Origin of the sequence: Citrobacter sp. SX206 (assembly GCF_024181025.1) — a bacterium.
Classification (GTDB): Bacteria; Pseudomonadota; Gammaproteobacteria; order Enterobacterales; family Enterobacteriaceae; genus Citrobacter; species Citrobacter youngae.
This window is the reverse complement of sequence record NZ_CP049738.1, coordinates 162,685-181,345: the sequence shown is the minus strand read 5'-3', so window position 1 is coordinate 181,345 and position 18,661 is coordinate 162,685. Positions and strand designations below refer to the sequence as shown.

Here is an 18,661-nt window from a genome sequence, read left to right as displayed (position 1 = left end):
CAGGACGGAATGAAATGCCTGGATTGCGGAATGAATGACGAGACAAAAAGTCGGGTTACTGAATTTTATTGCTGGAGTTAGTGCACGCTATCGCTGGAATGCGTGTGATTATTGATCCCGATATGTAACAGAGATGTTTTATCCCGGCTTTCTTTCGTTAAAATTTAGCGCTCACTCCCATGGTGTACAGATAATCGCTGTTATTCGTACTATTTTCTGCCTGAGAAAGTGCCGCATAGGCAGCCATATGCTGATTCAGCAGCATATCTGCACCGACAGTGACATCGACCCAGTTACCATCCTGACTCGCCGCCGCCATACGATTGAGACCCGATTGCGCCTTCCAGATATTCTCGCCAAACTGCTGGTTATAGCTGATTTGCGCCCATGACCGTACATCGCCAAACTGCGAGTCGACCCGCCAGCCCAGGGTACTGACGCTGGCATGCCACATCGGATCGGTCAGCGTTAGCGAAGTCACACTGTCGCCAAATTCGTTGTAGGTAGAGGTGGCTGAACCATCATAATGCAGGGCTGCGACGGGTCCCGTCGTCACCTTACGGGAAAGGGGAAAATTCCAGCCCACGCTCATACCGCTGGTCGCATCCAGAGCCGTTTGGTCCGCCAGATTCACCACCGGCCCCGCCACGTTCTGGGTGGAGCGAATGCGCTCTTCCAGAATGTCGTTATAACGTGGTTGGTGATCGCTGTCCCATGTATAGCGTTCCGACGTATGACCGGACAGCGCATCAACGATATATTCTTGTTGCCAGCCATATGCCGTATTGGCAAACAGCGCACAGACGATGACGTTCGCCAGAGTTAACCTCTGACGACCACTACTGTTTCTTATAATCATCAACGCGACTCCAGAAAAGAGCCGAATACGGCGATATTATTGTCATTGTTTAAAGGATATCGGGCACATGAGGCCCTGTATTAAATATTGTCTTTTTAGCGGGCGCGTCAAGGCGGGCCGAATGAAATTTTTACGCCAGTAAAAACAGCGAGGAAGAGTATGCAACGTTGCGGCTGGGTCAGTCAGGATCCACTATACATTGCCTATCATGACAAGGAATGGGGCGTCCCGGAAACCGATGGTAAAAAGCTGTTCGAAATGATCTGCCTTGAAGGGCAGCAGGCTGGGCTGTCGTGGATAACGGTGCTGAAAAAACGGGAAAACTATCGCCAGGCATTTCACCACTTCGATCCTGCCACCGTTGCGGCGATGACCGAAGAGGATGTAGAAAGGCTGGTACTGGATGCCGGTATTATCCGCCATCGGGGAAAGATTCAGGCCATTATCGGCAACGCCCGCGCCTGGCTGGCAATGGAGCAAAACGGTGAGCCGTTTAGCGAGTTCGTCTGGTCATTCGTCGATAACCAACCGCAGTTAACCCGTGCCGCCAGTCTGAGCGATATCCCTACTTCAACGCCCGCCTCTGACGCACTTTCTAAAGCGTTAAAAAAACGTGGATTTAAGTTTGTTGGCACCACTATCTGTTACTCCTTTATGCAGGCATGCGGCCTGGTCAACGACCATGTCACCGGCTGCATCTGTTACCCAGGAGAACAACATGATTCGTGAATCCAACGCTGACGATCTGGCACCAATTCTGGCACTGTGGATGGAAAGCACCATTTTTGCCCATCCTTTTATCGAAGAACGCTACTGGCGCGAGAGTGAGCCTATCGTACGTGATGTCTACCTGCCCGCTGCGCAAACCTGGGTGTGGGAAGAAAACGGTGTGCTCAAAGGTTTTGCCAGCGTGATGGAAGAGCGCTTTTTAGGCGCGCTGTTTGTCGCGCCTGCCGCCATCAGAAGCGGTATCGGTAAAGCGCTGGTGCAACATGTGCAGCAGCGCTTTTCGTTGCTCAGCCTGGAGGTCTACCAGAAGAACCAATCAGCGGTAAACTTCTACCACGCACTGGGCTTTCGCATTGAAGACAGCGCATGGCAGGAAGAGACTCACCATCCAACCTGGATTATGGGCTGGCAGGCGGATCAAACGCGGTAAGTGTCAGCGTGGGCCCACTGTACTTCTCCAGCCACGCCAGCGCAGTATTGCCCGCACAGCCGTTCCCCAGCTTCGAGCTGGGGAGATCTTTGGTCAGCACGTTGACAGCACCATTTTTACAAATCCCGTCGGCGGCCGGGTCCAAATCAGGCCAGGCCCCCTCATGAATACAAATCACGCCAGGTTTGATCCCTGTCGTCACGACAGCACCCGCCAGGATATGCCCGCGGTGGTTCCACACTCTGACCGTATCGCCATCGGCAATCCCCCGCGCTTGCGCATCCTGCGGATGAATTGTTACCGGCTCCCGATCCGCCACCGCATACTGTTCGCGTAACGCACTGTAGTTGAGCTGGCTGTGCAAACGGTGAGCCGGATGGGCGGAAAGCACCTGCAGTTGGTCGGGTTCGGCATTGCCGAACCACTCATCCGGCTCCAGCCACATCGGGTGTCCTGCACAATCCGCATAGCCGTAACCTGCAATTTTTGCAGAATAGATTTCAATTTTTCCACTGTCCGTTTTCAGCGGATGCGCCTGTGGATCACGGCGAAAATCAGCAAAACGGATGAACTGCGCATTGGCGGCGTTTTCCGGCATTTCGATCAGTGCATTCTTTTGCCAGAACTCAGCGAATGGCGGCAGTGTAACCTGCTGGCTGGCACCACGCTGCGCGGCAATGTCGTAAAAAGTTTCCAGCCACACCAGTTCGCTTTTACCTTCGGTGAATCGCTCGTAACCGCCCTGTTCCCAGCGCTCGCTAAGCTCGGCAAAAACATCAAAATCGTTGCGTGCTTTAGCCTGTGGCGGCACGACCTGCTTCATCGGCACCAGATGCTGGTTGCTGTAGTCTCCGGTCATGGTCAAATCGTTACGTTCAAAAGAGGTTGTCGCAGGTAACACGATATCGGCATGCTTCGCCGCAGCGGTCCAGAAACACTCAGAGATAACTACCAACTCCGGTTTTTGCCAGGCGCGAATCAAACGATTGGTATCCTGGTGATGCGTGAAGTTGGCGCCGCCCGCCCACCACAGCATGCGGATGTCCGGGAAATGCCGATCCATACCGTTATGCTGATAGAAACCGCCGGGGTTTTCCAGCGCCTCAACGATACGCGCCACCGGGATTTTATCCACCGCGTCGGTACCGCCTTTGAGGCTCCCTTGCATCGAAGCCAGTACCGCTGCACGACGTGTCGGGTTCCCGCCGTTGGCAAAATGGTACGACAGCCCAAAGCCACCGCCGGGCGTGCCAATTTGACCGAGCATGGCGGCCAGCGTGACGATCATCCAGTGTTTTTGCTCGCCATACTGCTGACGCTGCATCCCCCAGCCGGCCATCAGCATGGTGGTATTTTGGTGAAATATTGCCGCAAGTTCGCGTATTTTCGCTGCCGGAATACCACAAATTTCAGCAGCCCATTCTGCCGTTTTCGCTATCCCATCGGATTCACCCAGTAGGTAGTCGGCGAACGAATCATATCCGGTTGTACAACGGGCGAGAAAATCCTCGTCGTGCCAGTCGTTTTCCACCAGCGTATGCGCGATACCCAGCATCAACGCTACATCGGTTCCCATATGCGGGGCGATCCATTCCATTTTGTCGCCAAAGAACGCCACACTTTCCGATCGCATTGGATCGATGCAGATCAATCGCTTACCGCTATCGCGCAGCGCTTCAAAGTAAGCAATACCCTGTTCGTCAGAAGCATTCCAGGAAATTTTCAGTGTATTCAGTGGGTTAGCACTCCACAGCACCACCACATCGCTATGCTCCAGCACCATCGGCCAACTGGTCTGCTGCTGGTAAACTTCGTTGCCCCCCACCACATACGGCATGATGGCCTGTGCAGCCCCCGTAGAATAATCCCCCAGGTGTCCGGTATACCCCCCCGCCAGCGCCATATAACGCTGTAGCAGGGTTGCCGCTTTGTGTAACACGCCATTAGATCGCCAGCCGTAGGAACCGGCAAAAATCGAGGCCGGACCGTAGCTGTCACGGATGCGTTTATGCTGCGTATGGATAAGATTCAGCGCGTCGTCCCAACTGACGCGAACAAACTCATCCTGCCCGCGCACGCCTTGCGGATTATCCGGCGAGGCGAGAAAGCCTTTACGCACCATTGGAAAACGTACCCGCGTTTTACTGTGAACCTGGTCGCGCACCACGGTTTGCAAGGAGTTGGGATGGGAAGTGGGCAGCGCGCCACGCGAGGAGAAAACCGTCTCACCATCGGTGTCGACGAGAATGGGTCCCCAGTGGGCGGCGGTTAACACCGAGTAATGTGCGGGTGAATTAGCCAAGATGGCGCTCCTGAATGCGATGTGACGGCTTATTTATTATGCCGTTCAATGTTACTTACAAATTTCAGAGTCTTCCCTGGAATTTTCTTCATGTTCACACGTCATAATCAACCGCCACGGTCGCTGTGGCAAAGAAGAAAAAGTCATTAAGGAATTAAGATGAAGAAACGTGTTTTTGTTATTGCTGCCATCGTGAGCGGCGCCCTGGCGGTTTCTGGCTGCACAACAAACCCTTACACCGGCGAACGCGAAGCGGGTAAATCCGGCATTGGCGCGGGTATTGGCTCTCTGGTCGGCGCGGGCATTGGCGCACTCTCTTCTTCGAAGAAAGATCGCGGCAAAGGCGCGTTGATTGGTGCAGCGGCAGGTGCGGCTGTGGGTGGCGGTATCGGTTATTACATGGACGTGCAGGAAGCCAAACTGCGCGAAAAAATGCAGGGAACGGGCGTCAGCGTGACGCGTAGTGGCGATAACATCATTCTGAATATGCCGAATAACGTCACCTTCGACAGCAGCAGCGCCAACCTGAAACCTGCTGGTGCCAACACCCTGACCGGCGTGGCAATGGTACTGAAAGAGTACAATAAAACAGCCGTCAACGTGCTGGGCTTCACCGACAGCACGGGCAGCCAGGATTTGAACATGCGTCTGTCACAGCAGCGTGCCGACTCCGTCGCCAGTGCATTGATTACCCAGGGCGTAGCAGCGAACCGCATTCGCACTCAGGGTATGGGTCCGGCGAACCCCATCGCCAGCAACAGCACGGCGGAAGGTAAAGCGCAGAACCGTCGCGTAGAGATTACGTTGAGTCCTGTGCAGTAATCGTTGAGCCGGGTGGCGGCTTCGCCTTACCCGGCCTACGTTCGACATGTAGGCCCGGTAAGCGCAGCGCCACCGGGCAAATTACTTGCTTCGTCAGATTTTCCCGCTAAGGTATTCACACGAAATTCAGGGAAATCAGCGATGAGCAAATCAACACGGGCAACCATCAGCGATGTGGCAAAGGCCGCAAAAACCGGCAAGACCAGCATTTCACGCTACCTCAACGGTGAAAAGCATCTGCTATCCGACGCGCTGTTAGCCCGCATTGAAAAAGCCATTGCCGAACTCGACTACCGTCCAAGCCTGATGGCCAGAGGCCTGAAGCATGGGCGTACCCGCCTGATTGGCCTGATTATCGCTGACATAACTAACCCCTACTCCGTCAACGTGTTAAGCGGTATTGAAGCCGCCTGTCGTGACAAAGGTTTTACCCCGCTGGTCTGTAACACGAACAACGAAGTGGATCAGGAGCTGCATTATCTCGACCTGCTGCGCAGCTACCAGGTCGAAGGGATCGTGGTGAACGCCGTCGGGATGCGTGAAGAAGGACTGAACCGTCTGCAGCAGTCTGCGCTGCCGATGGTGCTGATTGACCGTAAAATTCCCGATTTCGCCTGTGATATGGTCGGTCTGGATAACACCCAGGCGGCAACGGTTGCCACGGAACATCTGGTCGAACAAGGTTTTGAAGCCATCCTGTTCCTCAGCGAACCACTCGGCATGGTGAATACCCGCCGCGAGCGCCTGAGCGCTTTTCGCGCCACCCTCGCACAGTACCCCGGCGTTATCGCACAAAATGCGGAAGTCCCGCTAACGGACAATACGCAACTCGATGACACACTGCGCCAGTTTCACCAGCAGCATCGTGGGATGCGCAAAGCCGTTATCTCTGCCAATGGCGCCCTGACGTTGCAGGTTGCCCGTGCGCTAAAGCGTATTGGCCTCAACTGGGGCAGCGACATCGGTCTGCTCGGGTTTGACGAGCTGGAATGGGCCGAGCTGGCGGGCGTCGGCATCACCACGCTAAAACAGCCCACCTGGCAGATTGGCTACACCGCCGTCGAACAGGTAGTACGCCGGATCGATGGCGACTCAGACACAATCCAGGAACAGGTTTTTTCCGGCGAACTGATCGTCCGTGGCTCAACCGCCCGCTAAATTTCCTTCGTGATGGTGATCATAAATTCAACATCATAGCCTTTTCTTTGGAACCGGTTCCATCTAGCGTTATAGCAAGAACGCTAGTTTTGGAGTTTCCATGAAAAGAAAAATTATGGTGGTCACTGCCGCTTACGGCTACGACCAGGTACGCGCCGCAGGTGGGCAAACCGCCCTGCTGCCTATCATTGCCGAAGCCGGTGCTGACGGGGTTGAAATCCGTCGCGAGATGCTGACCGACGCCGAGCTAAAAACACTGCCAACCATGGCCTCTGCTATCGAAATCTTCGGCCTGCTGGCCTGTTACTCAGCGCCTGAGCCGTTGTTCCTTGAGGACGGTAGCCTCAATCCCCGACTTCCTGCGCTACTTGAAGAAGCACAGGCCCTGCAGGCGCTGTGGCTAAAAGTCTCCCTCGGCCATTTCTCCCATACCGAACAGTTCAACGTGTTACGTGAATGGCTGGACAACAGCGGGATGGAGCTGGTTGTCGAAAACGATCAAACGTCCTGCGGACGCCTGAAGCCGATGCAGCGCTTTAACGAAGCCTGCCAGACGCAAAATCTGCCGATATCTCTGACCTTCGATATGGGCAACTGGCTGTGGGTGGGCGACTCCCCGGAACAGGCGGCGCAGAAACTGGCGTCAACCGTTGGGTATATCCATGTGAAAGCCGCCACATCACATCGCGACAGTTACCGTGCCGTGCCGCCTGATCACGCGGAACCACGCTGGCTGGCGCTGCTGGACACGTTGCCCGCAGATGTTCCGCGCGGCATTGAGTTTCCCCTGGAAGGGCAGGATTTGGCGGCGGTTACCCGCCGTTACGTCGAGTTGTTACGCGAGGAGTAACGCATGAAAAATTCACTGGATGTGGTAACGATTGGTGAAGCGATGGCGATGTTTGTCGCCACGCAAACCGGTGATTTGGCGGACGTGGAGCAGTTTATTAAACGCGTTGCAGGCGCTGAACTTAATGTCGCAACCGGACTTGCTCGCCTGGGTCTGAACGTAGGCTGGGTAAGCCGTGTAGGCAACGACAGTTTTGGCCGTTTTATCGTTAAGTCGCTGGAAAAAGAAGGGATTGATGCGCAGGGAGTCACCCAGGACGGGCGTTACGCTACCGGCTTTCAACTTAAATCTAAAGTCGAAAATGGAACCGATCCCATTGTGGAATATTTCCGCAAAGGTTCTGCTGCCAGCCATCTCAGCGTTGAGGATTATCACGATGGGTATTTCTCCAGCGCACGCCACCTGCACCTGAGCGGCGTTGCAGCTGCGCTGTCTGCCAGTTCATATGAACTACTGGCGCACACCGCCCGCACGCTAAAAACGCAAGGGAAGACCATCTCGTTCGATCCGAATTTACGCCCAGTGCTGTGGAAAAGCGAAGGCGAGATGGTGGAAAAACTCAACCGACTGGCATTCCAGGCTGACTGGGTACTGCCGGGGTTAAAAGAGGGCATGATTTTAACCGGTCAGCAGACACCAGAAGCCATTGCCGACTTTTATCTGCGTCATGGCGTGAAGGCCGTGATTATCAAAACCGGGGCTGATGGGGCCTGGTACAAAGCAGCGAGCGGCGAGCAAGGCTGCGTCGCACCGGTGAAAGTCGACAATGTGGTCGATACCGTCGGTGCGGGTGATGGCTTTGCCGTCGGCGTTATCAGCGCCCTGCTGGAAGGGCGCTCGCTGCATCAGGCGGTGACCCGGGGCAATAAAATTGGCGCTCTGGCCATTCAGGTCCAGGGCGACAGCGAAGGATTACCCACACGTGAACAATTAGGGGAATAAATTCCCGGCCAACTCTGTCTCTGTACCCTACATTCAGAGGCGGCGTATCAGCATAACCAGAGGGCAGTCTATGAATAGCTCAACCAATGCAGCAAAACGCTGGTGGTACATCATGCCAATCGTGTTTATCACGTACAGCCTGGCGTACCTTGATCGCGCGAACTTCAGCTTCGCTTCCGCCGCCGGCATCAACGAGGATCTCGGTATTACCAAAGGGATCTCTTCCCTGCTGGGGGCTCTGTTTTTTCTTGGCTATTTCTTCTTCCAGATCCCAGGCGCAATTTACGCCGAACGCCGCAGCGTACGTAAACTGATTTTTATCTGCCTGATTCTGTGGGGCGCCTGCGCGTCACTGACCGGGATGGTCAGCAACATTCCAATGCTTGCCGCCATCCGATTTATTCTTGGCGTCGTTGAAGCCGCGGTCATGCCCGCAATGCTGATTTATATCAGTAACTGGTTTACGAAGTCCGAGCGTTCGCGTGCTAATACCTTCCTGATCCTCGGTAACCCCGTCACCGTCCTATGGATGTCCGTCGTGTCCGGATACCTGATTCAGGCGCTGGGCTGGCGTGAAATGTTCATCATTGAAGGTTTTCCGGCCATCATCTGGGCGTTCTGCTGGTGGGTACTGGTAAAAGATAAACCGTCGCAGGTAGGCTGGTTGTCAGAATCCGAAAAAGCCGCGCTGCAGGCCCAGTTAGAAAAAGAACAGCAGGGTATCAAAGCCGTGCGTAACTACGGCGAAGCGTTCCGTTCACGTAACGTTATTCTGCTGTGCATGCAGTACTTTGCCTGGAGTATTGGCGTCTACGGTTTTGTTCTGTGGTTGCCGTCAATTATCCGCAGCGGCGGTGCCAACCTGGGTATGGTAGAGGTCGGCTGGCTTTCGTCCGTTCCGTATCTGGCCGCAACGGCGGCGATGATCCTGGTTTCATGGGCTTCCGATAAACTGCAAAACCGTAAGCTGTTTGTCTGGCCACTGCTGCTGATTGCCGCTTTCGCCTTTATTGGCTCCTGGGCCGTTGGCGCAGACCATTTCTGGATTTCTTACACACTGCTGGTTATCGCCGGTGCGGCCATGTACGCCCCTTATGGCCCCTTCTTCGCCATCATTCCTGAAATGTTGCCGCGCAACGTCGCTGGGGGAGCAATGGCATTAATCAACAGCATGGGCGCATTAGGCTCATTCTTTGGTTCCTGGTTTGTCGGCTACCTCAATGGCACCACCGGCAGCCCGTCCGCCTCATACATTTTTATGGGGGTAGCGCTTTTTGTCTCAGTATGGCTAACTCTGATCGTTAAGCCTGCTAATAATCAACAGCTACCTATTGGCGCACGCCACGCTTAAATTTTAACTTACGGAGATTCGCATGAAGCCGTCCATTATTCTCTATAAAGCGTTACCTGACGATTTACTGCATCGCCTGGAAGAGCATTTTACTGTCACTCAGGTGCCTAACCTGCGTTCAGAAACCGTAGCACAGCACGCCGAAGCCTTTGCCAGCGCGGAAGGCCTGCTGGGCTCCAGTGAAGCCGTCAATACCGCCCTGCTGGAGAAAATGCCGAAACTGCGCGCGACCTCCACCATTTCCGTAGGCTATGACAACTTCGATGTCGATGCCCTTAACGCACGTAAGGTGCTGCTGATGCACACGCCAACGGTGCTGACAGAAACCGTGGCAGACACGGTAATGGCGCTGGTGTTAAGCACCGCTCGCCGCGTGGTGGAAGTCGCCGAGCGCGTGAAGGCAGGCGAATGGACAAAAAGCATCGGAGCCGACTGGTTTGGTACCGATGTTCACCACAAGACGCTGGGCATTGTCGGCATGGGACGCATTGGGCTGGCGCTGGCGCAACGCGCGCATTTCGGCTTTAGCATGCCGATTCTCTACAACGCGCGTCGTCACCATCAGGAAGCGGAAGAACGTTTCAACGCGCGCTACTGCGACCTGGATACGCTGCTGCAGGAAGCGGATTTTGTTTGCCTGATTCTGCCGTTAACGGACGAAACCCACCATCTGTTCAGTACCGAACAGTTTGCCAAAATGAAGTCTTCTGCCATTTTCATTAACGCTGGGCGTGGCCCGGTGGTGGATGAAAACGCACTGATCGCCGCACTGCAAAGCGGGGAGATTCATGCCGCGGGCCTGGATGTGTTTGAACAAGAGCCGTTGCCGTCAGACTCACCGCTGCTGTCGTTGCCGAATGTGGTGGCGGTACCGCATATTGGTTCAGCCACGCATGAAACGCGCTATAACATGGCGGCTTGTGCTGTGGATAACTTAATTGACGCACTGCAGGGGAAAGTTGAGAAGAACTGCGTGAATCCGCAAGTGGCCAAATAACACAAAAGGCCGGGTAGCATTGATGCTCACCCGGCCTTTAATGTGTCTTACCGTACGACGATTACTGCGCGGCATTCACCGCAGCAGTCCATGCCTGATTAAATGCCTGATGCTGCGCCGCCAGCGGGCCAATCAGCGTATTGTACTGACTGGCCTGTTGTGAGGTTGGGAACTGGATGCCGTTGGCGACAAAGCTCACCTGCGTATCCTGCTGCGCGATAAAATCGCCTACCTGCACCAACTGCTGCGTGAAAACTTGCGCGGCTGGGATCAGCGGCTGTAACGCCTCTGCCGGTGCGGTCACGACTTTGCTGTAAACCTGATCAAAGACAGGTTTCAGGTCATCACCCTGCTTCAGCGCGCCATGGGCAGCATCTGCCTGTAGCTTCGCATTCTGCAACTGTTGTCCTAACACACCCAGCGCGCCATTTGCCTGACGCAGCGGTTCACGCTGAGTCATATAATCCTGAGGAACACGGATTGCATTTACGCTATCAACAACCGGGCGCAGACCGGAGTCCATTGCCTGATTAACCTGCTGTGAATAGCCATAAAGAATCGCGTAATCGGACACAAACGGGCCAAACTGTTTTTTCTGATCGGCAGTCAGCGTCGGTAAACGCTCTCCGCTACGCATTGCAGTATTCTGCAGAAAATCGATAAACGCTTTGCGTTGATCGCCTTCTTTATCAAAACACCCACTCAGGCCAACTACCATTAAGAGCGCCAAAACAGGCGCAAACCAGCGAGAGCAGGACTTACCTGTCGCCATTTTAATACTCCTTTCACCCAAAAATGCGCACAACGACACCCGCGTGCCTGACGTTGACAAGGATAGTCCAGGTCAGCCCCGCAAGATACCCTTTCCGCGTAATCTTGTGGGGGAAAATAACGGTTTCCGCCGCCCTGTGTTTTGCTCAACAATGCTCCCTTCACATAGCGGCACTCTATTTTAGTCATCTTTACAATTGGAATGGTTCGATCGGAGATCCCGACCTTTATCAGTTCGTTAGCCAACTAAAGGTTGTCACCCGCGATTCGCTGAAACGAATCCACAACGCATACCTTAAATTCGCCTTCATTTTTTCCGACTACGCTTAATGAGCTTCGATGAAATTCACGATCCCGCTGTGTGATTTATAGGAGTTCTCAATGGAATACAAAGATCCTATGTTTGAACTGCTAAGCAGTCTGGAGCAGATTGTTTTTAAAGATGTATCGCAGACGGTTACCCAGACGCAAAAAACCAACCCTTTCGCTGAATTTGAACAACTACGACGAGGGACAGGTTTAAAAACAGATGATTTCGCCCGGGTGATGGGCGTAACGGTCGCGATGGTTCATGAATGGGAGTCTAAACGAGTGAAGCCATCCAGTACCGAATTGAAGTTGATGCGCCTGATTCAGGCAGACCCACGATTAAGTAAGCAGTTGATGGATTAAGTTATTTTCAAGTTTGACATAAGAGCGGTCCTGCAGAAGGGCCGTTCCTCCACTGCCAATATCCGCAAAAAAGAAAATAGTAGTTGCATCCACCTGCGTAAAATGAGTTAATGCCCTCAACGGTTTGACGTACAGACCATTACAGCAGTTAGTAAGGCAAGTCCCTTCAAGAGTTATCGTTGATACCCTCGTAGTGAGCATTTCCTTTACTGTTAAAAAATCTGTAAAGCACGCCATATCGCCGAAAGGCACACTTATTTTTTAAAAGGTAATACACTATGTCCGGTAAAATGACTGGTATCGTAAAATGGTTCAACGCTGACAAAGGCTTCGGCTTCATCACTCCTGACGATGGCTCTAAAGACGTGTTCGTACACTTCTCTGCTATCCAGAACGATGGCTACAAATCTCTGGACGAAGGTCAGAAAGTTTCCTTCACCATCGAAAGCGGCGCTAAAGGCCCGGCAGCTGGCAACGTAACCAGCCTGTAAGCTTAAAAAGCTCAAAATTCTGAATCCCTGCCCAACGGCGGGGATTTTTTTTATCTGTACTTCGAAAAACGCCTCGCCCACACGCGTCTTTGCATTACTTTACCCGCCGCCCCTTTGACCTTTCCCTAAGGGCAAGCTTTATAGTGAGCCAGTCTGTATTCCACAACGTTCACAAGGAATTGAAGCTATGTCGAAATCCTCATTGCTGCTGGTTTTAGGTTTACTCACCACCGGTAGCGCGTTCGCCGCAACCCCTGAAGCCACCTTTTTGGCGGAACACGGGCTCAGCGGAAAATCCGTCGAGCAAATCGTCGAGGCCATTGACCAGTCTCCCCAGAGCCGCCCACTGCCCTACTCGGCATCCGTCACCAGCACTGAACTGAAGCTCTCTTCAGGCGATCAGATCTATACCCTGCCGCTCGGTGACAAGTTCTATCTGTCATTTGCCCCTTATGAATGGCAAACACATCCTTGCTTCAACCACAGCCTTTCCGGTTGCCAGGGCGAAATGCCGGAGAAGACATTCAATGTCAAAGTGACGGATAACAAGGGTGATGTAGTGCTACAAAAAGAGATGAAGAGCGGTCGAAATGGCTTCGTCGGGGTTTGGCTACCGCGCAATATGGCAGGCTCCATCGCAGTAAGCTACAACGGCAAAACAGCGGAGTATCCCATTAAGACCATGGAAGACAGCCAGACCTGTCTGACTAAATTACAGCTGCGCTAACAACATAAAAAAATGCCGGATGGCGCAATGCTTATCCGGCCTACTGGTGTTTATCTCGTAGGCCGGATAAGGCGAAGCCGCCATCCGGCATTTTCTAAGTCAGCTCATGACCGTTACTGCAGCAGCGAAATATCCGCCACGCGCAGGAACAGTTCACGCAGTTTTTCGAGCATGGACAGACGGTTGATACGCAGATCTTTATCTTCCACGTTGACCATCACTTTCTCGAAGAACGCATCGACCGGTTCACGTAGCGCAGATAGCTCAACCAGCGCTTCCTGGTAATGACCGGCAGCGAAGACAGGCTCCAGCTTATCGCGCAGCACCACAACCTGCATCGCCAGCGCAATTTCTTCCGGCTCTTTCAGCGTTGCCGCATTCACACGGTCATTCAGCGTTTCTTCAGACTTCGCCAGAATATTTGATACGCGCTTGTTCGCGGCAGCCAGTGCAGAAGCAGCTTCCAGCGTACGGAAGTGTGAAACCGCCTTCATACGTGCGTCGAAATCAGCCGGACGAGTCGGACGACGCGCCAGCACGGCCTGAATGGTATCGACGGTGTAACCTTCGTCCTGATACCAGGCGCGGAAGCGACCAAGCATAAAGTCGATAACGTCATCAACCACTTTCGCGTTGGTCAGCTTATCGCCATACAGACGAACAGCCTCTTCCGTCAGCGTTTGCAGATCCAGATTCAGGTTCTTCTCAACGATGATACGCAGCACGCCCAGCGCAGCACGACGCAGCGCAAACGGGTCTTTGTCGCCTTTCGGATGCTGACCAATACCGAAGATACCCGCCAGGGTGTCCATCTTGTCAGCAATCGCCACGGCACAAGCCACCGGGTTAGACGGCAGGTCATCACCGGCAAAGCGCGGCTGATACTGCTCGTTCAGCGCCACAGCAACATCTTCCGCTTCACCATCGTGACGCGCGTAGTGCATACCCATCACGCCCTGGGTGTCGGTGAACTCGAAGACCATGTTGGTCATCAGGTCGCACTTGGACAGCAGGCCAGCACGCGTTGCGTGGTTAACGTCAGCGCCAATTTGACCAGCAATCCAGCCCGCCAGCGCCTGGATGCGGTCAGTCTTGTCGCGCAGCGTACCCAGCTGCTGTTGGAACAGCACGGTTTGCAGACGCGGCAGATGATCTTCCAGTCGTTTTTTACGGTCGGTATTGAAGAAGAATTCGGCATCCGCCAGACGCGGACGAACCACCTTCTCGTTACCGGAGATAATCTGGGTCGGATCTTTCGATTCGATGTTGGCCACGAAGATAAAGTTCGGCAGCAATTTGCCGTCGTTCGCGTAAACCGGGAAGTACTTCTGGTCACCTTTCATGGTGTGTACCAGCGCTTCAGACGGAACCGCGAGGAATTTCTCTTCGAATTTCGCGGTCAGCACGACCGGCCATTCTACCAGCGAGGTGACTTCTTCCAGCAGGCTTTCGCTCAGGTCAGCGTTACCGCCAATCTTACGCGCCGCTTCTTCAGCATCGGCTTTGATTTTCGCTTTACGCTCGGCGTAATCGGCAATCACCTTGCCGCGCTCACGCAGGATTTCCGGGTACTGATCGGCAGAATCGATGGTGAATTCCGGTTCGCCCATAAAACGATGACCGCGGATCACGCGATCGGACTGAATTCCCAGAATCGTTGCCGGAATGACTTTGTCGCCCAGCAGCAGGGTCACGGTGTGAACCGGACGCACGAAGTGAACGTCAGACGCGCCCCAGCGCATCAGTTTCGGGATCGGCAGCTTCGCCAGCGAAGTGGCGATCATGTTCGGCAGCAGCGTTTCAGCGCTTTCGCCTTTCACATGCGCGCGATACAGCAGCCACTCGCCTTTGTCGGTGGTCAGACGCTCAGCCTGATCAACCGTGATACCGCAACCGCGCGCCCAACCTTCTGCCGCTTTACTCGGTTTACCTTCAGCATCAAACGCCTGGGCAATGGCCGGCCCGCGTTTCTCAACTTCACGATCGGGTTGAGATTCTGCCAGGGCAGCGACTTTCAGCGCCAGACGACGTGGAGCGGCAAACCACTCAACATTGCCGTGCGCGAGGCCAGCGTTGTCCAGCTCCGCGGTAACGTTCGCAGCAAAGGACTCAGCCAGGCTGCGCAGTGCTTTTGGTGGCAGCTCTTCAGTGCCGATTTCCACCAGAAAAGTTTTCTCAGACATGGCCGCCTCTTATTTGTCTTTGTTGCACATCGGGAAGCCAAGGGCTTCACGGGAAGCGTAGTAAGCTTCTGCCACTGCTTTGGTCAGGGTGCGAATGCGCAGGATGTAGCGCTGACGCTCGGTGACGGAGATGGCTTTACGCGCATCCAGCAGGTTGAAGCTATGGGCGGCTTTCAGAATACGTTCATACGCAGGCAGCGGCAGCGGGTTTTCCAGCGCCAGCAGCTGCTGCGCTTCTTTCTCGTACTGCTCGAAGCAGGTGAACAGGAAGTCCACATCGGCGTATTCGAAGTTGTAGGTGGATTGCTCCACTTCGTTCTGATGGAATACGTCGCCGTAGGTTGTTTTGCCCAGCGGACCGTCGCTCCAGACCAGGTCGTAAACGCTGTCTACGCCCTGAATGTACATGGCCAGACGTTCCAGACCGTAGGTGATTTCCCCGGTAACTGGCTTACATTCCAGACCACCAACCTGCTGGAAGTAGGTGAACTGCGTGACTTCCATGCCGTTCAGCCACACTTCCCAACCCAGACCCCAGGCGCCCAGTGTTGGGTTTTCCCAGTTATCTTCCACGAAACGGATATCGTGAATGGTCGGGTCCATACCCAGCTCTTTCAGAGAACCCAGGTACAATTCCTGAATATTGTCCGGTGACGGCTTAATCACCACCTGGAACTGATAGTAGTGCTGTAAGCGGTTCGGGTTTTCGCCATAGCGCCCGTCGGTCGGACGACGAGAAGGCTGCACATAAGCAGTCGCCATCGGTTCCGGCCCCAGTGCACGCAGGCAGGTCATTGGGTGAGATGTCCCCGCGCCGACTTCCATGTCCAATGGTTGAACGATGGTGCAGCCCTGGCGAGCCCAGTAATCCTGTAAGGTCAGGATCAAGCCCTGGAAGGTCCTGGTATCAAACTTTTGCATATTATTTCGTGCTGGATACGTGTGGATTTAAAGGAAGCGATCAGTATACCCGCTGGCTGCAAGATATACAGTACGAAACGGGAAAAAGGGGGAACTTAGCGCATGGAAAGGTGCAAAAACTGCCCGTCTGCGTCAAATGAGCAGACAAAACTCTCTTTGCGGAAGGTAGAACCGCGCATCTCATAGCTACCCTGAAATTGCTCAAGACCGGTGATAGCAATTTTCTGGGCACCCGTATTATAAAGCTCCGATGCTTCACTTTTGCACAATGACTCCATATCCAGCGAACGCGTGGCAGTAATTTTGCCCTTTTGCGCTTTCTGCACGGGTGTTGACGATTGTGGATCGGCGCATCCCACCAGCAGCAGCGTGAGGATTGCGGGAAAGAAATACCTCATCATCATTTTATTACCGCCTGGTTTGCTGGTCAGTCTTATTATTAGTGTCTTGGAACGGATCCTATTGTGAGAATCTCCCCAGGCCATCACAAGCTTTAGCGTAATAACTCGGATTAATCCAGTGAGCGATGTTCGCAAATACTGGTCAGACTTTTTTTAATGAAAACAGAGGAACTGATGCAGCCCAAAATTTACTGGATTGATAATCTGCGCGGGATCGCCTGTTTAATGGTTGTGATGATTCACACCACGACCTGGTACATCACCAATGCGCAAAGCGTCAGCCCGGTAAATTGGGATCTGGCCAACGTGCTCAATTCCGCCTCTCGCGTCAGCGTCCCGCTGTTTTTTATGATCTCGGGTTATCTCTTTTTCGGCGAACGCAGCGCCAAACCGCGCCATTTCACGCGCATCGCGCTCTGCATTCTGTTTTACAGTAGCGTGGCGCTGGCCTACATCCTGCTGTTTACCTCGATCAACGCTGAGCTGTCGCTGAAGAACCTGCTGCAAAAGCCGGTGTTCTACCACCTATGGTTTTTCTTCGCTATTGCCGTTATCTACCTGGTATCCCCGCTTATTCAGGTGAAAAATGTCAGCGGAAAAATGCTGCTGGCATTGATGGTGGTGATAGGCGTGATTGCCAATCCCAATACCGTCTCGCAAAAAATTGGCGGCTTTGAGTGGCTTCCCATCAACCTGTACATCAGCGGCGATACGTTCTACTACATTCTATACGGCATGCTGGGCCGGGCAATTGGTATGATGGAGACACAAAAGCGCTCACTCACCTGGCTCTGCGCAGCGTTGTGTATCGTCGCCGTGTTTGTTATTTCCCGCGGGACGCTGCATGAGCTCCAGTGGCGAGGCAATTTTGCCGATACCTGGTATCTCTACTGCGGACCAGCGGTATTTATCTGTGCCGCCTCACTTCTGACGCTGGTCAAAAATACGCTCAGCACGCGCACTTTGCCAGTACTGGGCCTTATTTCCCGCCACTCATTGGGCATCTATGGCTTTCATGCGCTGATCATTCACGCGCTGCGCACCAACGGCATAGAACTCAAGAACTGGCCGCCGCTGGATATATTGTGGATTTTTAGCGCCACGCTGGCAGGAAGTTTACTGTTGTCCATATTGTTGCAGCGCATCGATACGCACAGGCTGGTAAGTTAAAATGAAAAACCCCCGCTCGTTACCGAACGGGGGGCTACCGATTATTCCGTAAACTCTTCTGCAATCGCCACAGTTTCTTTTGAACGTTCAAAACCACCATCGCGAATGTTTTTCTGCACGGCAACTGCGCCAAACAGACTCAAAAAGAAAGCCAGACCGTAAAACCCTTTCTCACTAAGTAACAGCGTGGCGTTCCACAAACCAACAACCAGTAATGCTACCGCGATAACAAACGTGGCCAGACAGGTTACATAGTAAATCGGCGTCGTAGGGATACCTTCATATTTATCCCGTACCGTCTTTTGATACGACGCAGCAGAAAACAAACCAAGCACCAACACAGCAAAGTAATACCCCTTTTCATTCAACTGCATATCCGCATTCCACAGCCCCAGCAGATACGTCGCAATGCCGCCGAAAAGCGCTATCCATGACATAATGCTAAATGCGGGAGAATACGTTGAAGTTCTGTTATCCATTCAGAGTTCCTGTCCTTTAGGTGTATTTTCTGATGAGCGCAACAATAAAATTTGCCCCCATAAACAAATAAAGAATGCCGCTGGGTACAGCGCCTTTTCAATGGGCGCTAATGGAGCGTTCCACACCCCCACCAGTAGCAATCCTATCGTGATGAGTGCCACCATCTGACACACAGAGGCGAAGCGTTCGTCGCTCTGATTGAGATTTTCACCACGCTGATAAACATATGTCACAAACATTCCCGCCATCAGCACGCCGAAAAAATAGCCTTTGCCACTCAATAACGGGCATGCCTGCCAAAAGCCAATAACGTAAATCAGCGCGCCAGAGAGGAATAATATCCAGGGCAACAGCCTTGTCGTCTTCATTGGGATCTCCTTATCCATCATGGATACAATATGAATA

General features: G+C 53.4%; 20 protein-coding genes. 12 read left to right on the top strand and 8 right to left on the bottom strand.

The window, feature by feature from the left end; all coding sequences use genetic code 11:
* Positions 1-157 precede the first annotated feature (157 nt).
* Positions 158-859, bottom strand: a complete 702-nt coding sequence (locus tag G8S19_RS00870; RefSeq protein WP_048213654.1) for an autotransporter outer membrane beta-barrel domain-containing protein — start codon at positions 857-859, stop codon at positions 158-160.
* A gap of 159 nt (positions 860-1,018) precedes the next feature.
* Between G8S19_RS00870 and tag the strand changes: the two genes are divergently transcribed.
* Together tag and G8S19_RS00860 are read left to right on the top strand one after the other, a co-directional pair.
* Positions 1,019-1,588 carry a DNA-3-methyladenine glycosylase I gene (gene tag / locus G8S19_RS00865; protein WP_061066787.1) on the top strand — a complete coding sequence of 190 codons (570 nt, stop codon included), beginning with the start codon at positions 1,019-1,021 and terminating at the stop codon, positions 1,586-1,588.
* Entirely contained in the window at positions 1,578-2,018 is a 441-nt protein-coding gene (locus G8S19_RS00860; RefSeq protein ID WP_048213656.1) for an N-acetyltransferase, read from the top strand. Before tag ends, G8S19_RS00860 begins: the two co-directional genes overlap by 11 nt.
* On the opposite strand, the gene G8S19_RS00855 is transcribed toward G8S19_RS00860, so the two are convergent.
* Positions 1,987-4,320: a molybdopterin guanine dinucleotide-containing S/N-oxide reductase gene (locus G8S19_RS00855; protein ID WP_253685945.1), complete on the bottom strand. Its 2,334-nt coding sequence runs from the start codon at positions 4,318-4,320 to the stop codon at positions 1,987-1,989. The genes G8S19_RS00860 and G8S19_RS00855 overlap by 32 nt on opposite strands.
* 159 nt (positions 4,321-4,479) lie before the next feature.
* On the opposite strand from G8S19_RS00855, the gene G8S19_RS00850 reads away from it, so the two are divergent.
* From G8S19_RS00850 to ghrB, 6 genes are all read left to right on the top strand, one after another.
* Positions 4,480-5,142, top strand: coding sequence for an OmpA family lipoprotein (locus G8S19_RS00850; RefSeq protein WP_101742802.1), 663 nt, complete (start codon positions 4,480-4,482; stop codon positions 5,140-5,142).
* A gap of 141 nt (positions 5,143-5,283) precedes the next feature.
* Positions 5,284-6,300, top strand: a complete 1,017-nt coding sequence (locus G8S19_RS00845; RefSeq protein WP_199969590.1) for a LacI family DNA-binding transcriptional regulator — start codon at positions 5,284-5,286, stop codon at positions 6,298-6,300.
* 100 nt (positions 6,301-6,400) lie between these two features.
* The gene (locus tag G8S19_RS00840; RefSeq protein WP_253685943.1) at positions 6,401-7,150 is read left to right on the top strand and encodes a sugar phosphate isomerase/epimerase; all 750 of its coding nucleotides are present in this window, start codon (positions 6,401-6,403) and stop codon (positions 7,148-7,150) included.
* A gap of 3 nt (positions 7,151-7,153) precedes the next feature.
* The gene (locus G8S19_RS00835) at positions 7,154-8,092 is read left to right on the top strand and encodes a sugar kinase (RefSeq protein WP_253685941.1); all 939 of its coding nucleotides are present in this window, start codon (positions 7,154-7,156) and stop codon (positions 8,090-8,092) included.
* A 70-nt stretch (positions 8,093-8,162) separates the two neighbouring features.
* Complete coding sequence (locus G8S19_RS00830; RefSeq protein ID WP_040231622.1) at positions 8,163-9,443, top strand: MFS transporter; 1,281 nt, start codon at positions 8,163-8,165, stop codon at positions 9,441-9,443.
* A gap of 22 nt (positions 9,444-9,465) precedes the next feature.
* The gene (gene ghrB, locus G8S19_RS00825) at positions 9,466-10,440 is read left to right on the top strand and encodes a glyoxylate/hydroxypyruvate reductase GhrB (protein ID WP_048213662.1); all 975 of its coding nucleotides are present in this window, start codon (positions 9,466-9,468) and stop codon (positions 10,438-10,440) included.
* A gap of 61 nt (positions 10,441-10,501) precedes the next feature.
* Here ghrB and G8S19_RS00820 read toward each other — a convergent pair whose 3' ends face one another.
* Positions 10,502-11,212: a DUF3053 domain-containing protein gene (locus tag G8S19_RS00820; RefSeq protein ID WP_048213663.1), complete on the bottom strand. Its 711-nt coding sequence runs from the start codon at positions 11,210-11,212 to the stop codon at positions 10,502-10,504.
* 380 nt (positions 11,213-11,592) lie between these two features.
* Between G8S19_RS00820 and G8S19_RS00815 the strand changes: the two genes are divergently transcribed.
* The 3 genes from G8S19_RS00815 (at position 11,593) to cueP (ending at position 13,101) form a co-directional block, all read left to right on the top strand.
* Complete coding sequence (locus tag G8S19_RS00815) at positions 11,593-11,883, top strand: HTH-type transcriptional regulator (RefSeq protein ID WP_048213664.1); 291 nt, start codon at positions 11,593-11,595, stop codon at positions 11,881-11,883.
* Between the two features lie 278 nt (positions 11,884-12,161).
* The gene (gene cspA / locus G8S19_RS00810; protein WP_000014594.1) at positions 12,162-12,374 is read left to right on the top strand and encodes an RNA chaperone/antiterminator CspA; all 213 of its coding nucleotides are present in this window, start codon (positions 12,162-12,164) and stop codon (positions 12,372-12,374) included.
* A gap of 187 nt (positions 12,375-12,561) precedes the next feature.
* Positions 12,562-13,101 (top strand): copper-binding periplasmic metallochaperone CueP, encoded by a 540-nt coding sequence (cueP, locus tag G8S19_RS00805; protein ID WP_137346501.1) that lies wholly within the window; start codon positions 12,562-12,564, stop codon positions 13,099-13,101.
* 113 nt (positions 13,102-13,214) lie between these two features.
* Here cueP and glyS read toward each other — a convergent pair whose 3' ends face one another.
* The 3 genes from glyS to G8S19_RS00790 all read right to left on the bottom strand — a co-directional run bounded on the left by glyS (position 13,215) and on the right by G8S19_RS00790 (position 16,609).
* Entirely contained in the window at positions 13,215-15,284 is a 2,070-nt protein-coding gene (gene glyS, locus G8S19_RS00800; protein ID WP_124021938.1) for a glycine--tRNA ligase subunit beta, read from the bottom strand.
* 9 nt (positions 15,285-15,293) lie between these two features.
* Positions 15,294-16,205 carry a glycine--tRNA ligase subunit alpha gene (gene glyQ / locus G8S19_RS00795; RefSeq protein ID WP_001168551.1) on the bottom strand — a complete coding sequence of 304 codons (912 nt, stop codon included), beginning with the start codon at positions 16,203-16,205 and terminating at the stop codon, positions 15,294-15,296.
* Between the two features lie 95 nt (positions 16,206-16,300).
* Positions 16,301-16,609: a YsaB family lipoprotein gene (locus tag G8S19_RS00790; RefSeq protein ID WP_253685939.1), complete on the bottom strand. Its 309-nt coding sequence runs from the start codon at positions 16,607-16,609 to the stop codon at positions 16,301-16,303.
* 171 nt (positions 16,610-16,780) lie between these two features.
* Here G8S19_RS00790 and G8S19_RS00785 point away from each other — a divergent pair, with 171 nt between their 5' ends.
* Positions 16,781-17,776, top strand: a complete 996-nt coding sequence (locus G8S19_RS00785) for an acyltransferase (protein ID WP_124021937.1) — start codon at positions 16,781-16,783, stop codon at positions 17,774-17,776.
* 41 nt (positions 17,777-17,817) lie between these two features.
* On the opposite strand, the gene yiaA is transcribed toward G8S19_RS00785, so the two are convergent.
* Together yiaA and yiaB are read right to left on the bottom strand one after the other, a co-directional pair.
* Positions 17,818-18,255, bottom strand: a complete 438-nt coding sequence (yiaA, locus tag G8S19_RS00780; protein ID WP_253685937.1) for an inner membrane protein YiaA — start codon at positions 18,253-18,255, stop codon at positions 17,818-17,820.
* Positions 18,256-18,624: an inner membrane protein YiaB gene (yiaB, locus tag G8S19_RS00775; protein ID WP_101742807.1), complete on the bottom strand. Its 369-nt coding sequence runs from the start codon at positions 18,622-18,624 to the stop codon at positions 18,256-18,258.
* Positions 18,625-18,661 lie beyond the last annotated feature (37 nt).

Coding starts and splice junctions, on each gene's coding strand:
- glyS (WP_124021938.1), bottom strand. CDS start 15,284: ATGTCTGAGAAAACTTTTCTGGTGGAAATCGGCACTGAAGAGCTGCCA.
- G8S19_RS00840 (WP_253685943.1), top strand. CDS start 6,401: ATGAAAAGAAAAATTATGGTGGTCACTGCCGCTTACGGCTACGACCAG.
- yiaA (WP_253685937.1), bottom strand. CDS start 18,255: ATGGATAACAGAACTTCAACGTATTCTCCCGCATTTAGCATTATGTCA.
- yiaB (WP_101742807.1), bottom strand. CDS start 18,624: ATGAAGACGACAAGGCTGTTGCCCTGGATATTATTCCTCTCTGGCGCG.
- cspA (WP_000014594.1), top strand. CDS start 12,162: ATGTCCGGTAAAATGACTGGTATCGTAAAATGGTTCAACGCTGACAAA.
- tag (WP_061066787.1), top strand. CDS start 1,019: ATGCAACGTTGCGGCTGGGTCAGTCAGGATCCACTATACATTGCCTAT.
- ghrB (WP_048213662.1), top strand. CDS start 9,466: ATGAAGCCGTCCATTATTCTCTATAAAGCGTTACCTGACGATTTACTG.
- G8S19_RS00850 (WP_101742802.1), top strand. CDS start 4,480: ATGAAGAAACGTGTTTTTGTTATTGCTGCCATCGTGAGCGGCGCCCTG.
- G8S19_RS00830 (WP_040231622.1), top strand. CDS start 8,163: ATGAATAGCTCAACCAATGCAGCAAAACGCTGGTGGTACATCATGCCA.
- G8S19_RS00785 (WP_124021937.1), top strand. CDS start 16,781: ATGCAGCCCAAAATTTACTGGATTGATAATCTGCGCGGGATCGCCTGT.
- G8S19_RS00820 (WP_048213663.1), bottom strand. CDS start 11,212: ATGGCGACAGGTAAGTCCTGCTCTCGCTGGTTTGCGCCTGTTTTGGCG.
- G8S19_RS00845 (WP_199969590.1), top strand. CDS start 5,284: ATGAGCAAATCAACACGGGCAACCATCAGCGATGTGGCAAAGGCCGCA.
- G8S19_RS00860 (WP_048213656.1), top strand. CDS start 1,578: ATGATTCGTGAATCCAACGCTGACGATCTGGCACCAATTCTGGCACTG.
- G8S19_RS00870 (WP_048213654.1), bottom strand. CDS start 859: ATGATTATAAGAAACAGTAGTGGTCGTCAGAGGTTAACTCTGGCGAAC.
- cueP (WP_137346501.1), top strand. CDS start 12,562: ATGTCGAAATCCTCATTGCTGCTGGTTTTAGGTTTACTCACCACCGGT.
- G8S19_RS00815 (WP_048213664.1), top strand. CDS start 11,593: ATGGAATACAAAGATCCTATGTTTGAACTGCTAAGCAGTCTGGAGCAG.
- glyQ (WP_001168551.1), bottom strand. CDS start 16,205: ATGCAAAAGTTTGATACCAGGACCTTCCAGGGCTTGATCCTGACCTTA.
- G8S19_RS00790 (WP_253685939.1), bottom strand. CDS start 16,609: ATGATGATGAGGTATTTCTTTCCCGCAATCCTCACGCTGCTGCTGGTG.
- G8S19_RS00835 (WP_253685941.1), top strand. CDS start 7,154: ATGAAAAATTCACTGGATGTGGTAACGATTGGTGAAGCGATGGCGATG.